We start from the raw sequence: 15,026 nt of genomic DNA, 5'->3' as shown, positions 1-15,026 counted from the left end.
CGCGTCCCGGGCGTTCATTGACCCTTGTCAAAAGAGTCGTTCTGCGATTACTGCTCTTGTGCCTTGTGCGACAGGCTGTACACGTAAGCGGCCAGCAGATGCACCTTGTCGTTGCCGAGGAATTCTTCCTGGGCCGGCATGTTGCCGTGACGACCGTAGCGGATGCTCTGTTGCAGTTGCGCGTAGCTGCTGCCGTAGATGAAGGCAGCCGGGTTGGTCAGGTTCGGTGCGCCCATGGCCGGGGTGCCCTTGCCGTCGGCGCCGTGGCAGGCGAAGCAGGTACCGGCGAAGACCTTCTGGCCTGCTTCGATATCGGCTTCCACGCCTTCCGGCAGCTCACGACCAGCCAGCTCGGTCAGCACGTAGGCGGCGACGTTGCGCACGCCGTCTTCGCCGATGGCCGGGCCCTGGGCCGGCATGGCGCCCTGGCGGCCTTTGAGGATGGTGGTCTTGATGGTCTGTGCCTCGCCGCCCCAGCGCCATTCGCTGTCGGTCAGGTTGGGGAAGCCGTAGCTGCCCTTGGCATCGGAACCGTGGCACACCGAGCAGTTGGAGGCGAACAGGCGACCGCCCATCTTCAGCGCCTGCTCGTCCTTGGCCACTTCCTCGATGGGCATGGCGGCGTACTTGGCGAACAGCGGGCCGTACTGCTCGTCGGCGCGGGCCATTTCCTTTTCCCACTGGTGCACACCGGTCCAGCCGGCGTGACGCATGGAACCGTCAGCGATCTGTACGCCGGCGGCGAAGGGGGTCTGCTTGTCGTTGTCGAGGTAGTCGTAGCCCGGCAGCAGGCCTTTCCAGTTGCCCAGGCCCGGGTAGAGGGCCAGGTAGCCCAGGGCGAAGACGATGGTGGCGACGAACAGCATGAACCACCATTTCGGCAGCGGGTTGTCGAATTCGGCGATGCCGTCGAATTCATGCCCGACGGTTTCCTCGGTGGTCTCCTGGCGCTGGCCCTTGCGGGTGCCGAAGATCAGCCAGGTCAGGGCGAAGATGGTGCCCAGAGACAGAATGGTTACGTACCAACTCCAGAACGTGGTCATTGGTTATTGCTCCTGGAAGAGTCTTGGTCGCGCTTGGAATCGGGCTCTTCGTCGGCGAAGGGCAGGTTGGCGGCCTCGTCGAAGCCGGACTTGCGCTTGCTGCTGTAGGCCCAGAGCACCACGCCGATAAAGGCGATGAATACCACCGCCGTGCCGATGCCGCGAATAGTCCCGATATCCATAACGTCTTACCGTTTGTTCTTGATGGAAGTGCCGAGGACCTGCAGGTACGCGACCAGCGCGTCCATTTCGGTCTTGCCTTTCACTGCATCCTTGGCGCCGGCGATGTCCTCGTCGGTGTAGGGGATGCCGAAGCCGCGCATGACTTCCATCTTCTTCGCGGTATCGCGGCCGTCGAGCTTGTGCTCCACCAGCCAGGGGTAGGCGGGCATCTTCGACTCGGGCACGACGTTGCGCGGGTTGTACAGGTGGGCGCGGTGCCACTCGTCCGAGTAGCGGCCGCCGACTCGTGCCAGGTCCGGGCCGGTCCGCTTGGAGCCCCACAGGAAGGGGTGGTCCCAGACGCTTTCGCCGGCCACCGAGTAGTGGCCGTAGCGCTCGGTCTCGGCGCGGAACGGACGGATCATCTGCGAGTGGCAGCCGACGCAGCCTTCACGGATGTAGAGGTCACGACCTTCCAGTTGCAGTGCGGTGTAGGGCTTGAGGCCTTCGACCGGCTCGTTGGTGACGTCCTGGAAAAACAGCGGGACGATCTGGGTCAGGCCGCCGATGCTGACGGCGATCACCATCAGCAGCGCCATCAGGCCGATATTCTTCTCGATGATTTCGTGTTTCATCAGTGAGCTACTCCGGCGGGAATCTGCGCAGCCGCTTCGTATTCAGCCGGCTTGGCGGCACGCACGGTGCGGTAGGTGTTGTAGGCCATCAGCAGCATGCCGGTGACGAAGAAGGCGCCGCCGATCATGCGCACCACGTAACCGGGGTGGCTGGCTTCCAGCGCTTCGACGAAGGAGTAGGTCAGGGTGCCGTCTTCGTTGACTGCGCGCCACATCAGGCCCTGGGTGATGCCGTTGACCCACATCGAGGCGATATACAACACGGTGCCGATGGTGGCGAGCCAGAAGTGCGCGTTGATCAGGCCGACGCTGTGCATCTGCTCACGACCGAAGACTTTCGGGATCAGGTGGTAGAGCGAGCCGATGGAGATCATCGCTACCCAACCGAGGGCGCCGGCGTGAACGTGGCCGATGGTCCAGTCAGTGTAGTGGGACAGGGCGTTGACGGTCTTGATCGCCATCATCGGGCCTTCGAAGGTGCTCATGCCGTAGAAGGCCAAGGACACCACCAGAAAGCGCAGGATCGGGTCGGTGCGCAGCTTATGCCAGGCGCCGGACAGGCTCATCATGCCGTTGATCATGCCGCCCCAGCTCGGAGCCAGCAGAATGACCGACATGGCCATGCCCAGGGACTGCGCCCAGTCGGGCAGGGCGGTGTAGTGCAGGTGGTGCGGGCCGGCCCAGATGTACAGGGTGATCAGCGCCCAGAAGTGCACGATGGACAGGCGGTAGGAGTAGATCGGACGCTCGGCCTGCTTGGGTACGAAGTAGTACATCATCCCCAGGAAGCCGGTGGTCAGGAAGAAGCCCACGGCGTTGTGGCCGTACCACCACTGGATCATCGCGTCGGTGGCGCCGGCGTACATCGAGTACGACTTGAACAGGCTGACCGGCATGGCCATGCTGTTGACGATGTGCAGCATGGCGGTGACCAGGATGAAGCCGCCGAAGAACCAGTTGCCCACATAGATGTGCTTGGTCTTGCGCTTGACGATGGTACCGAAGAACACCACAGCATAAGCAACCCAGACAATGCCCAGGAGGATGTCGATCGGCCACTCCAGCTCGGCGTATTCCTTGGTGCTGGTGAGGCCCAGCGGCAGGGTGATGACTGCCAGGACAATCACTGCTTGCCAGCCCCAGAAGACGAAGGCGGCCAGACCGTCGGAGATCAGACGCGCTTGACTGGTGCGTTGCACGACATAGAAGGACGTTGCCATCAACGCACACCCGCCGAAGGCGAAGATTACCGCGTTGGTGTGCAGCGGGCGCAGGCGGCCGAAGCTGGTCCACGGAAGGTTCAGGTTGAGTTCCGGCCACACGAGTTGTGCGGCGATGAACACGCCTAGACCCATCCCAATGACCCCCCAGATCACCGTCATAATGGCGAACTGGCGGACCACCTTATAGTTATAAGCAGTCTGACTGATTGCTGTGCTCATGCTAGGGGTTCCACGGTTAATGGAGTTTTATGGGGCAAAAATCGGCGGCAAGTATGGAGAAAGCAGGTAGCCATTGCAACGCAACATACCGACACGATTAGGGTTTCAGAGCCTTTCGCGTGCCTTGGCCGGCGCCCTCGACAGAGGTGTTGGCAGGCCGTGCGCAAGCGAATTGCGCGATGCTGAGAAGGGATCGCCTTGGAGTTGTGGCAGATGACGACTGAAAGGCAGCTTAGCCCAGGTCAAGGAAATTGCCGGGCTATTGGTCGGCGGGTGCGACACTGGGTCGCAGACATATAAAGGAAGGGCCGGCGACCGCTGTTGCGGTCGCCGGCAAAGGGGGTTACTCGGCGTCGCCCTGGCTCAGCTTGAGCACGTAGGCGGCCAGCAGGTGGGCCTTGTCGTTGCCGAGGAAGTCTTCCTGGGCGGGCATGTTGCCGCTGCGGCCGTAGCGGATGGTCTGCTGCAGCTGGGCGAAGCTGCTGCCGTAGATAAAGGCGCTGGGCTGGGTCAGGTTCGGTGCGCCCATCAGCGCCATGCCGCTGCCGTCCTGACCGTGGCACGCCGAGCAGGTGCTGGCGAAGATCTGCCGGCCGGCGGCGATGTCGACCTGCGCATCTTCCGGCAGCTCGCGGCCGCCCAGCTGGGTGAGGACGTAGGCGGCGACGTTGCGCACGCCGTCCTCGCCGATGGCCGGACCTTGCGCCGGCATCATGCCGATGCGGCCCTTGAGGATGCTGGTCTTGATGTTCTCCGCCGCACCGCCCCAGCGCCAGCTGCTGTCGGCCAGGTTGGGGAAGCCATAGCTGCCCTTGGCGTCGGAACCGTGACAGACCGAGCAGTTGGAGGCGAACAGGCGGCCGCCCATCTTCAGCGCCTGCTCGTCCTTGGCCACCTCCTCGATGGGCATGGCGGCGAACTTGGCGAAGATCGGCCCGTACTCCTCGTCGGCGCGATCCATCTCGCGCTGCCACTGGGCGACCTGGGTCCAGCCATCCTGGTAGCCCGGCAGCCAGCCCTTGTAGTTGCCCAGGCCGGGGTATAGGGCCAGATAGCCGACGGAAAAGATCAGGGTGCCGATAAACAGCATGAACCACCACTTGGGCAGCGGGTTGTCGTATTCCTCGATGCCGTCGAAGGCATGGCCCATGGTCTGCTCGGTGGGGTTCTTGTGCACCTCGCTCTTGCGCGTGGCGAAGATCAGCCAGAACAGGGCGACCAGGGTGCCGATGGTCAGCAGGGTGATGTACCAGCTCCAGAAGGGGGTCATGCGTCAGTCCTCGAAACGGCGGGCTTCTGATCGTCGGCGAAGGGCAGGTTGGCCGCTTCGTCAAAGGCGTCGCGGCGTTCGCCGCTATAGGCCCAGAGGGTCACGGCGGAGAAGGCGATCAGCACCAGGGCGGTCCCCAGACCGCGCAGGGTGCCGACATCGATAAGCTCGAACATGGTGCTCACCTCTTGTTCTTCACGGCGGTGCCGAGCACCTGCAGGTACGCGACCAGCGCGTCCATCTCGCTCTTGCCCTTCACCGCGTCGCCAGCGCCGGCGATGTCCGCGTCGCTGTAGGGCACGCCGAGCATGCGCAGGGCGCCCATCTTCTTGGCGGTGTCCTTGCCGTCGAGCTTGTTCTCCACCAGCCAGGGGTAGGACGGCATCTTCGACTCGGGCACGACGTTGCGCGGGTTGTACAGGTGGGCGCGGTGCCACTCGTCCGAGTAGCGGCCGCCGACCCGTGCCAGGTCCGGGCCGGTACGCTTGGAACCCCACAGGAAGGGATGATCCCAGACGCTTTCGCCGGCCACCGAGTAGTGGCCGTAGCGCTCGGTCTCGGCACGGAACGGACGGATCATCTGCGAGTGGCAGCCGACGCAGCCTTCCTTGATGTAGATATCGCGACCTTCCAGCTGCAGCGCGGTGTAGGGCTTGAGGCCCTCGACCGGCTCGTTGGTGACGTCCTGGAAGAACAGCGGGACGATCTGGGTCAGGCCGCCGATGCTGACGGCGAGGATCATCATCAGTGCCATCAGGCCGATGTTCTTTTCGAGAGTCTCGTGTTTCATCAGTGCGCTCCTTCAACCGAGAACTGCGCGGCGGCTTCCACTTCGGCCGGTTTCGCCGCACGCACGGTCAACCAGGTGTTCCAGGCCATCAGCAGCATGCCGGCGAAGAAGATCGCACCGCCGATCACCCGCACCACGAAGCCGGGATGGCTGGCTTCCAGCGCCTCGACGAAGGAGTAGGTGAGGGTGCCGTCCTCGTTCACCGCGCGCCACATCAGACCCTGGGTGATGCCGTTGACCCACATCGAGGCGATGTACAGCACGGTGCCGATGGTGGCCAGCCAGAAGTGGGCGTTGATCAGGCCGACACTGTGCATCTGCTCGCGGGCGAATACCTTGGGAATCAGGTGATAGAGCGAGCCGATCGACACCATGGCGACCCAGCCGAGTGCGCCGGCATGGACGTGGCCGATGGTCCAGTCGGTATAGTGCGACAGGGCGTTGACGGTCTTGATGGCCATCATCGGGCCCTCGAAGGTGCTCATGCCGTAGAAGGCCAGGGACACCACCAGAAAGCGCAGGATCGGATCGGTGCGCAGTTTGTGCCAGGCGCCGGAGAGGGTCATCATGCCGTTGATCATGCCGCCCCAGCTGGGGGCCAGGAGGATCAGCGACATCACCATGCCAAGCGACTGGGCCCAGTCCGGCAGCGCGGTGTAGTGCAGGTGGTGCGGACCGGCCCAGATGTACACCGCGATCAGCGCCCAGAAGTGGACGATGGACAGGCGGTAGGAGTAGACCGGGCGCTCGGCCTGCTTGGGCACGAAGTAGTACATCATCCCCAGGAAGCCGGCGGTGAGGAAGAAGCCCACGGCGTTGTGCCCGTACCACCACTGGATCATCGCGTCGGTGGCGCCGGCGTACAGCGAGTAGGACTTGGTCAGGGTCACCGGGATCTCCAGGTTGTTGACGATGTGGAGGATCGCCACGGTGAGGATGAAGCCGCCGAAGAACCAGTTGCCCACGTAGATGTGGCTGACCTTGCGCTTGACGATGGTGCCGAAGAAGACGATGGCGTAGGCGACCCAGACCACGGTGATGAGGAGGTCGATCGGCCATTCCAGCTCGGCGTATTCCTTGGAGCTGGTCCAGCCCAGCGGCAGGCTGATGGCGGCCAGGACGATCACCAGTTGCCAGCCCCAGAAGGTGAAGGCGGCCAGCTTGGGCGCGAACAGCGCCGCCTGGCTGGTGCGCTGCACCGCGTAGTAGCTGGTGGCGAACAGTGCGCAGCCGCCGAAGGCGAAGATCACCGCGTTGGTGTGCAGCGGCCGCAGACGGCCGAAGCTGGTCCACGGCAGGTTGAAGTTGAGGTCGGGCCAGGCCAGCTGGGCGGCGATGAAAACGCCGAGTCCCATGCCGACGATGCCCCAAACCACCGTCATAATGGCGAACTGGCGAACCACCCTGTAGTTGTAGGCGGAACGGGTTGTTGTGTTCATGTCTGGGCTTCCATCCACGGTTATGGCAGAGCGGCCGATAACCGGGGTGTGCGCAGGCATGAGCAAGCCACGACCGCCACGGATATCGACGCGAGGCAAGCATGAGCAAAGGGCCATCCGGGTTTATTGACGCCGATCAATGCGCGCAGGGGCTGCCCTGGCTGTGGGACAGGCCGGCGGGCGAGGCGCGCGCGACGCTGATCCTCGCCCACGGCGCCGGGACGCCGATGGACAGCGAGTTCATGCGGCGCATGGCCCAAGGCCTCGCCGTGCGCGGGGTTGCGGTGCTGCGCTTCGAGTTCGCCTACATGGCTGCCAGGCGCCTGGACGGCAGGAAACGCCCGCCCAATCCACAGGCGCAACTGCTGCAGCAATGGCGTGAGGTGCATGCCCGGGTGCGCCAACAGGTCGCAGGGCCGCTGGCCATTGGCGGCAAGTCGATGGGCGGACGCATGGCCAGCCTGCTGGCCGACGAACTGGGCGCCGACGCCCTGGTCTGCCTGGGTTATCCCTTCTACGCCGCCGGCAAGCCGGAAAAACCGCGGGTCGCGCACCTGGCCGAGCTGCGCACCAAGACGCTGATCGTGCAGGGCGAGCGCGACGCCCTGGGCAACCGCGAGGCGGTGGCCGGTTATGCCCTGTCGCCGGCGATCCGCCTGCACTGGTTGACGGCGGCCGACCACGACCTCAAGCCGCTAAAAAGCTCGGGCTGCAGCCATGAGCAGCACCTGGCCGACGCGGCGCAGGCGGTGGCGGACTTTCTAGCCGACGTTTCGTCAGGTGGCTGTGGCGCTGGCCCTGCCACCTAACGGGGCGGCGCGCGACTCGCGGGTCACATCGCTGCACCGCGTTGGTGCGTAGGTCTCGGGAATTTTTATCAAGGCATTGAAATAAAAGGAATTACCGTGCTGGCTCGGGCCTTGCAAAGCTCCCTGCAAGTCCGGGTGACAAGGAGTACGGCATGGCCCGCACCTTTTATGACGAGATGTACGACGCGAGCGGCGCTGTCCGCCCGCACTACCGCGAATTTGCCCGCTGGCTGGCAGAAACGCTGGACGATCTGCTGGCCCAGCGCCGACGCGAAGCCGACCTGCTGTTCCACCGTGCCGGCATCACCTTCACCCTCTATGGCGACGATCAGGGCACCGAGCGCCTGATCCCCTTCGACATCGTCCCGCGCAGCATACCGATGAGCGAATGGCGCATGGTCGAGCGCGGCTGCATCCAGCGCGTGCAGGCGCTCAACCTGTTCCTCGCCGACCTCTACCACGACCAGCGCATCATCAAGGCCGGCATCATTCCCGCCGAGCAGGTGCTGGCCAACGAGGGTTACCAGATGGCCATGCAGGGCCTCGACCTGCACCGCGACATCTATGCGCATATCGCCGGCGTGGATCTGGTGCGCGACGGCGACGGCAGCTACTACGTGCTGGAGGACAACCTGCGTACCCCCAGCGGCGTCAGCTACATGCTCGAAGACCGCAAGATGATGATGCGCCTGTTCCCCGAGCTGTTCGCCGCGCAGCGCGTGGCGCCGGTGGATCACTACCCGAATCTGTTGCTCGACACCCTGAAGAGCTCCAGTGCGCTGGACACCCCCACGGTGGTGGTGCTGACCCCGGGGCGCTTCAACAGCGCCTATTTCGAGCACGCCTTCCTCGCCCGCGAGATGGGGGTGGAGTTGGTGGAGGGCGCCGACCTGTTCGTCCGCGACGACAAGGTGTATATGCGCACTACCGCAGGGGCCAAGCAGGTAGACGTGATCTACCGTCGCCTCGACGACGCCTTCCTCGACCCGCTGGCCTTCAACCCCGATTCCATGCTCGGCGTGCCCGGCCTGCTGGCCGCCTACCGCTCGCGCAATGTGGTGCTGGCCAACGCCATCGGCACCGGGGTGGCCGACGACAAGTCGGTCTACCCCTACGTCGGCGACATGATCCGCTTCTACCTGGACGAGGAACCGATCCTGAACAACGTGCCGACCTGGCAGTGCCGCAAGCCGGAGGAACTGTCCCACGTGCTGGCCCACCTGCCCGAGCTGGTGGTCAAGGAAACCCAGGGTTCCGGCGGCTACGGCATGCTGGTCGGGCCGGCGGCGAGCAAGGCCGAGATCGAGGCCTTCCGCGCACGGCTGATGGCCAAGCCCGAGGCCTATATCGCCCAGCCGACGCTGAGCCTGTCGACCTGCCCGACCTTCGTCGAGCGCGGCATCGCCCCGCGCCATATCGACCTGCGCCCGTTCGTCCTGTCCGGTCGCGAAACCCGCCTGGTGCCCGGTGGCCTGACTCGCGTGGCGCTGCGCGAAGGCTCGCTGGTGGTCAATTCGTCGCAGGGCGGCGGGACCAAGGACACCTGGGTGGTGGAGGACTGATCATGCTGTCGAGAACTGCCTCCGATCTGTACTGGATGTCGCGCTACCTGGAGCGCGCCGAGAACCTCGCACGCATGCTCGACGTCAGCTACTCGCTGTCGTTGATGCCGCAGGACGGCCGCGGCGACGGTCTGGATGAACTGGCCATGCCGCTGCTGATCACCGGCACCCTGGACGCCTACCTGGAGTGTCACGGCCCGCTGCATGCCGAGCGCATGCTGCACTTCTTCGCCCTCGACGCGAGCAACCCGGCGAGCATCTACTGCTGCCTGCAGGCCGCGCGCGCCAACGCTCATGCGGTGCGCGGGCGGATCACCGCGGACATGTGGGAGAACATCAACGCCACCTGGCTGGAAATGCGCGGCATCGCCGAGCAGGGCCTGGGCCGCTACGGCATCAGCCGCTTCTGCGAGTGGGTCAAGGAGCGCTCGCACCTGTTCCGCGGCGCCACCTTCGGCACCATCATGCGCGGCGAGGCCTATCGCTTCATTCGCCTGGGCACCTTCATCGAGCGCGCCGACAACACCCTGCGCCTGCTCGATGCGCGCTACGAGATGCTCGGCGAGGAGATCGACGAGCTGGAAGAACGCACCGCGCGCAGCTACTACCAGTGGAATGCGCTGCTGCGCGCGCTGTCCTCGTCCGAGGCTTTCGCCGAGATCTACCGTGGTTCGCCGCGCACGCGCAAGGTCGCCGAACTACTGCTGCTGCGCCACGAGGTGCCGCGTTCGCTGCGCGCCTGCATGGAGGAACTCAACCTGATGCTCGCCGGCCTGCCCGGCGACAACGGCCGCTCGGCGCAGCGCCTGGCCGCCGAGCTGGATGCGCGGCTGCGCTACACCGGCATCGACGAAGTGCTCGACGAAGGCCTGCATGCCTGGCTCACCGACTTCATCCTGCTGGTACGCCAGTTGGGCAACACCATTCACACGTCCTACCTGGAGGTCGCATGAGACTCTCGATCAGCCACGACACTACCTACCGCTACGACGACCAGGTACGCGCGAGCATCCAGTACCTGCGCCTGACCCCCCACGACAGTGAGCGCCAGCAGGTGCTCAGCTGGCAGCTCGACCTGCCGCGCCCGGTGCGCGCGCAGCTCGACCCCTACGGCAATATCCTCCATGTGCTGACCCTCGACGAGCCGCACGAGGCCATCGTCATCGGCGCCCGCGGCCAGGTCGATATCGACGAGGCGCGCGAGGCCGAACACGAACGCCAGTCGGCGCTGCCGTTCCTGCGTTTCACCCGCCTGACCGAGGCCGACGACGCCCTGCGCGAGTTCGCCAGCCAGCAGTGCAAGGCGCGCAGCGACCGCAACGCGCTGATCGAGCTGATGCACGCGCTCAACGCCCATATCGCCTACCAGCCGGGGATCACCGCGGTCGACACCAGCGCCGCCGAAGCCTTCGCCGGGCGCCGCGGCGTCTGCCAGGACCATACCCACGCCTTCCTCGCCTGCGCACGCAGCCTGGGCGTGCCGGCGCGCTACGTGTCCGGCTACCTGTACACCGACAACGCCGCGCACCTGGCCAGCCACGCCTGGGCCGAGGCCTGGCTGGACGGCGCCTGGTACAGCTTCGATGTGACCAACTGCCTGGCCCGGCCTGAGCGCCACCTCAAGCTGGCGGTCGGCCTGGATTACCTCGACGCCTGCCCGGTGCGCGGCATGCGCCGCGGCGGTGGCGGCGAGCAGATGCACGCGCTGGTGCAGGTGGCGCCGCTGCAGGTGCAACAGCAGTAGCCGCGTTGCGGGATGACTCGCCCCTACGACCAAAGTGCCGGTCGGACCGGGCGAAAGCAGCATTGCCGGCGCTTCACGCCGGGGCGACTCTGGGCGCGGACTGCCCCGAGTAGCTGCGATGCATGGCGTTTCACCTTCTTTCTCCGCCGGCCGCCACCGTCTGCGCCTGAGCAATGGCGCCACCCTGGACGTGGCGCAGCAGCCTTGGGCCGAGCGGGTGGGTATCTGCCTGCGGGTGGCGGCGGGCAGCCACGACGAGCCTGCCGCCTATCCGGGGCTGGCGCATTTTCTCGAGCACCTGCTGTTTCTCGGCAGCCGCGACTACGGCGTGGAGCAGGGGCTGATGGCCTATGTGCAGGGCTGCGGCGGCCAGATCAACGCCTCGACCCAGGCGCGTCATACCGATTTCGTCTGCGAGCTGCCGGCCGAGCGCCTGCGGCCGGCGCTGGCGCGCCTGTTCGACATGCTGTGCCGGCCGCTGCTGGACAGCGCGGCGCAGCTGCGCGAGCGCGAGGTGCTGCAGGCCGAATACCAGGCGCGCAGCGCCGACGCCGACAGCCACATCGATCACGCCCTGGGCCAGGCGTTGGCGGCGGGGCATCGCTGTGGCGACTTCCTCGCCGGCGATCGCGCCAGCCTGGCCGTCGAGCAGGCCGCCTTTCAGCAGGCGCTGCACGGCTATCACCGCCGCCATTACCAGGCCGGCAACATGCGCCTGACGCTGGTGGGGCCGCAGTCGCCGGCAGAACTGCTGGATATTGGTCGATCTCTGCTGGAGGAGCTGCCGGCGGGCGAGGCGGCGGCGGGCGAAACGCCGCCGCCCATGCTGCCGCTGCGGACGCCGCGCCTGGCGCTGCAGCACGCTAGCGCAGGCCTGTACCTGGGCTATGCCGTGCAGCTGACCGAGCCCGACCTGGCAGCGGCGCTGGAGCTGCTGCTGGACGTGCTGCAGGAGCCGGCGCCTGGCGGGCTGCTCGCCGATCTGCGCACGGCCCAGCTCTGCCGGCAGCTGCAGGCGCGTGTGCTGTACCGGCATGCCGGGCAGTGCCTGCTGCGCCTGGACTGCGTCGGCACCGGCGCGGAGCAGGGCGCTGTGCTGATCGCCGAGCTGCAGGGCTGGCTGCGCCAGGTGCGGGCGGATCCGCTCTGGCCGGCGCGTCTGGCCGACTGGCGTCAGGCCCAGGCCTTGCGCCGGTTCGGCATGGGGCCTCTGGCCTTGGCGCGTAGCCTGCAGGACGCCGAAGCCGAGCCGGACGACGCCCGCCTGCTGCAGACGCTCGATGCCTTGCTCGCCCAGCTGGCCGGTGGCGCCGGGCTGATCGAGCTGGCGTGCGACAACCAGGCGCGACCTCCGTGGCCGGCCACCGGCCTGGCGCTGCCGCTGGCCGCATTGCCGCCGCGCGAGTTGCCCGCGCCGCGGCTCAGCGGGCGCCTGGTGCCGGGCGAGGCGCTGCTGACCTTGCCCGAGGTGGTGTCGCCCATTCTGCCGCTCGCTCGCCTGCGTCATTACCCCGGCGCGGCCGCCGGCGGGCCGGCCGCGCTGCACTGGCGTGGCGAAATGGCCGGTCAGCCCGCCTTGCCCGAGTTGCAGGCGCGTATCGCCGATCTGCAACGCAGCTGTGAACGCCTGGGCGTCGTCCTGCAGCTTGAGGTGCAGGCGGGCGGCTGGAGCCTGGCGCTGCACGGCGCCGCGGCCCTGCTGCCGGGCTGCAGCGCGCGGCTGTTGCCGCTGTTGCTGCTGCCTGCGACCGAGACAACCGAGCCGATGGCGGAGGGCCTGCTGCTGCGCCGGTTGCTGCAGCGGTTGCCGGAGCAGGTCGGCGCCCGAAACGGCTGCGGCCTGCAGGGACTCAGCGTCGGCCTAGGGCAGAGCGAGCGGGCGCAGCTCGACGCGCTGTTCGCCGCGGTCGAGCCCTTGCCCGGCGGGCAGCCGCCGGCGGCGCCAAACCAAGCGCTGATCTGGCGCGAGCTGGAGCAGCCGGGCGGCGATGCGGCGCTGGTGCTGCTGTGTCCGCTGGTGGATGTCGATCCGCGCAGCGAGGCGGCCTGGCGCATGCTCGGTCAACTGCTGCAGGGCGGCTTCTATCGCCGCCTGCGCGGCGAGCTGCAACTGGGCTATGCGCTGTTTGCCGGCTACCGCCAGGTGCAGGGCGTGCGCGCGCTGCTGTTCGCCCTGCAGTCGCCGGTGTGCGATGCGGCCGGAATCTTCGAGCATATCCGCAGCTTTCTCGATCAACAGCGCCGGTGCATCGCCGCGCTGCCCGTGGAGGAGTTCGCCGGCTGCCGCTTTGATCTGGCGCAGGCCCTGCGAGCGCCCAAGAGCAATGTGGCGCGCGCCGAACAGCTGTGGCAGCTGCAACTGGCCGGACTGAACGAGGCGCACCCGCAACGGCTGCGCCAGGCGCTGGTCGAGCTGACGCCGGACGAGCTGCAGGCGGCCTACGCGCAGTTGTTGCAAACCGGCAACTGGCGCGTACTGGCCAGTGGGCCCGGGCCGCACGCCTAAGCGCGTTTTTTCTTCCCTCTTGATTTCTCGACGGCCTGTGGTGCGCGCAGCGCACCCTACGGGATGGACGCGCCATGCCCCTCTACGTCCAAGGATTACCCGGTACTACGACCTTTCGCCCGCTACCGGTAGCGGGTCGGTCGCGGGCCGCCCGGGGCAAGCCGGGCAGGGCGCGCCAAAGCAGCGGGCAAACGCTGCCAAGGCAGCGTATGGCCGCCGCCGCTACCTTTCGATAATCGCCTCCGACCCGACTGCCCTGGCGGTCGCCACTCAAGCGGAGAGCGTTATGCACAACAAGAAGATCGCCAACCCCCGGTTTCTGCCCCTTGCCTTGACTGCGGCCGTCGCCCTGGCCGGCGCCCAGCAGGCCGCCGCCGAGATCGTCCTGTACGACCAGGACGACACCACCTTCTCCACCGACGGCTATATCAACGCCTTCTACGTCAACAGCGACGTGGATCGCGAAGGCGAGCAGTTCGACCGCCGCCAGTCGCGGGTGAAGATGGGCTTTCTGCCCAACTGGATCGGCTTCAACTTCGGCAAGCAGATCGACGATCTCAAGCTCGGCGGGCGTTCCTCGTTCTGGGTGACCATCAACGACAGCGAGCAGAACGGCACCGACACCGCCATCGACGTGCGCCAGTTCTACGGCACCGTGGCCAACCCGGAGTGGGGCGAGGTGCTGGTGGGCAAGGACTTCGGCCTGTTCTCGCGCTCCAACATCTTCCTCGACGAACTACTGGCCGGCTATGGCAACGTCTCCGACACCCTCGGCCTGGTCGACGGCACCGGCGTGTCCTTCGGCAATATCGGCACCGGCTACCCCTATCCGTTCCCCACTTCGCAGATCACCTACCGCAACAACCACCTGGCCGAGGGCCTGCGCGTCGCGGTGGGCATCATGGACCCAGTGGACACCAACGACGACAGCGCCGTGGGCAAGGCCTATCAGGAAGAGCCGCGCTTCGAATCGGAGGTCAGCTACCAGTTCGACCTCGGCGGCTCGACCATCTACACCTGGGTCAACGGCGCCTACCAGACCTCGGAAAACACCGACGACAGCGTCGATACCGTCACCTCCAAGGGCCTCGGCTACGGCGTACAGGCCAAGTTCGGCGGCCTCTCGCTGACCGGCTCGGGCTTCCAGGCCAAGGGCATCAACCCCTTCTTCACCAATAACCTGGGCGAGCCGACCCTGCGCGACATCGACAGCGACGGCTACCTGCTGCAGGGCTCCTACACCTGGGGCAAGAACCGCGTGGCGCTGTCCTACGGCAAGACCGAGGACGACGGCAACGGCCTGGGCGTGGCGGCCGACTACGAGACCCGCGGTCTGGCCTACTTCCGCACCATCAACGACAACCTCAAGCTGGTGGCCGAGTACAACCAGTACGAGATCGACGCCGCCGAGGGCAGCGGCCTGAACGAGGACACCGACACCTTCGCCGTGGGCGCCGTGCTCAGCTGGTAAGCACCGTTGCACAGGGCCGGGCAGGGGGCGACCTCTGCCCGGTCTTTTTTTGCCACGTTCGTTCGCTGGGCAGCGTAGGGTGGACATGGCGAAGCCTTGTCCACCGGCGATTTGGCGGACAAGCCTGGTGGCATGTCCGCCCTACGGGCTAGC

14 protein-coding genes are annotated in these 15,026 nt (G+C 66.4%); 6 read left to right on the top strand and 8 right to left on the bottom strand.

Going from position 1 to position 15,026, the window contains the following annotated elements; genetic code table 11:
- Positions 1-47: 47 nt before the first annotated feature.
- The 8 genes from ccoP (ACIGKL_RS17565) to ccoN (ACIGKL_RS17530) form a co-directional block, all read right to left on the bottom strand.
- Positions 48-1,043, bottom strand: a complete 996-nt coding sequence (gene ccoP, locus ACIGKL_RS17565; protein ID WP_397487756.1) for a cytochrome-c oxidase, cbb3-type subunit III — start codon at positions 1,041-1,043, stop codon at positions 48-50.
- The gene (locus tag ACIGKL_RS17560; RefSeq protein ID WP_397487755.1) at positions 1,040-1,225 is read right to left on the bottom strand and encodes a cbb3-type cytochrome oxidase subunit 3; all 186 of its coding nucleotides are present in this window, start codon (positions 1,223-1,225) and stop codon (positions 1,040-1,042) included. Before ACIGKL_RS17560 ends, ccoP (ACIGKL_RS17565) begins: the two co-directional genes overlap by 4 nt.
- Positions 1,226-1,231: 6 nt before the next feature.
- Positions 1,232-1,840 carry a cytochrome-c oxidase, cbb3-type subunit II gene (gene ccoO / locus ACIGKL_RS17555; protein ID WP_397487754.1) on the bottom strand — a complete coding sequence of 203 codons (609 nt, stop codon included), beginning with the start codon at positions 1,838-1,840 and terminating at the stop codon, positions 1,232-1,234.
- Entirely contained in the window at positions 1,840-3,282 is a 1,443-nt protein-coding gene (gene ccoN, locus ACIGKL_RS17550) for a cytochrome-c oxidase, cbb3-type subunit I (RefSeq protein WP_397487753.1), read from the bottom strand. The genes ccoO (ACIGKL_RS17555) and ccoN (ACIGKL_RS17550) overlap by 1 nt, the downstream gene beginning before the upstream one ends.
- Positions 3,283-3,625: 343 nt before the next feature.
- Entirely contained in the window at positions 3,626-4,552 is a 927-nt protein-coding gene (gene ccoP / locus ACIGKL_RS17545; RefSeq protein WP_397487752.1) for a cytochrome-c oxidase, cbb3-type subunit III, read from the bottom strand.
- Positions 4,549-4,728, bottom strand: coding sequence for a cbb3-type cytochrome oxidase subunit 3 (locus tag ACIGKL_RS17540; protein ID WP_397487751.1), 180 nt, complete (start codon positions 4,726-4,728; stop codon positions 4,549-4,551). Before ACIGKL_RS17540 ends, ccoP (ACIGKL_RS17545) begins: the two co-directional genes overlap by 4 nt.
- Positions 4,729-4,733: 5 nt before the next feature.
- Positions 4,734-5,342: a cytochrome-c oxidase, cbb3-type subunit II gene (gene ccoO / locus ACIGKL_RS17535; RefSeq protein ID WP_397487750.1), complete on the bottom strand. Its 609-nt coding sequence runs from the start codon at positions 5,340-5,342 to the stop codon at positions 4,734-4,736.
- Positions 5,342-6,781 carry a cytochrome-c oxidase, cbb3-type subunit I gene (gene ccoN / locus ACIGKL_RS17530; protein WP_397487749.1) on the bottom strand — a complete coding sequence of 480 codons (1,440 nt, stop codon included), beginning with the start codon at positions 6,779-6,781 and terminating at the stop codon, positions 5,342-5,344. Before ccoN (ACIGKL_RS17530) ends, ccoO (ACIGKL_RS17535) begins: the two co-directional genes overlap by 1 nt.
- A 101-nt stretch (positions 6,782-6,882) precedes the next feature.
- Here ccoN (ACIGKL_RS17530) and ACIGKL_RS17525 point away from each other — a divergent pair, with 101 nt between their 5' ends.
- From ACIGKL_RS17525 to ACIGKL_RS17500, 6 genes are all read left to right on the top strand, one after another.
- Positions 6,883-7,590, top strand: coding sequence for an alpha/beta family hydrolase (locus tag ACIGKL_RS17525; protein WP_397487748.1), 708 nt, complete (start codon positions 6,883-6,885; stop codon positions 7,588-7,590).
- Positions 7,591-7,742: 152 nt separating this feature from the next.
- Positions 7,743-9,152, top strand: coding sequence for a circularly permuted type 2 ATP-grasp protein (locus tag ACIGKL_RS17520; protein WP_397487747.1), 1,410 nt, complete (start codon positions 7,743-7,745; stop codon positions 9,150-9,152).
- A 2-nt stretch (positions 9,153-9,154) separates the two neighbouring features.
- A complete protein-coding gene (locus ACIGKL_RS17515; protein ID WP_397487746.1) occupies positions 9,155-10,105 on the top strand; it encodes an alpha-E domain-containing protein in 951 nt (316 codons plus the stop codon).
- A complete protein-coding gene (locus ACIGKL_RS17510) occupies positions 10,102-10,896 on the top strand; it encodes a transglutaminase domain-containing protein (protein WP_397487745.1) in 795 nt (264 codons plus the stop codon). Before ACIGKL_RS17515 ends, ACIGKL_RS17510 begins: the two co-directional genes overlap by 4 nt.
- Before the next feature lie 118 nt (positions 10,897-11,014).
- Positions 11,015-13,402 carry a pyrroloquinoline quinone biosynthesis protein PqqF gene (gene pqqF / locus ACIGKL_RS17505; protein WP_397487744.1) on the top strand — a complete coding sequence of 796 codons (2,388 nt, stop codon included), beginning with the start codon at positions 11,015-11,017 and terminating at the stop codon, positions 13,400-13,402.
- 286 nt (positions 13,403-13,688) lie between these two features.
- Positions 13,689-14,873 carry a porin gene (locus ACIGKL_RS17500; protein WP_397487743.1) on the top strand — a complete coding sequence of 395 codons (1,185 nt, stop codon included), beginning with the start codon at positions 13,689-13,691 and terminating at the stop codon, positions 14,871-14,873.
- The last annotated feature ends 153 nt before the right edge of the window (positions 14,874-15,026 follow it).

The sequence above is a fragment of the Pseudomonas sp. NPDC077186 genome (genome assembly GCF_044543505.1).
Classification (GTDB): Bacteria; Pseudomonadota; Gammaproteobacteria; order Pseudomonadales; family Pseudomonadaceae; genus Aquipseudomonas.
This window is presented reverse-complemented; position numbering and strand designations above follow the sequence as displayed.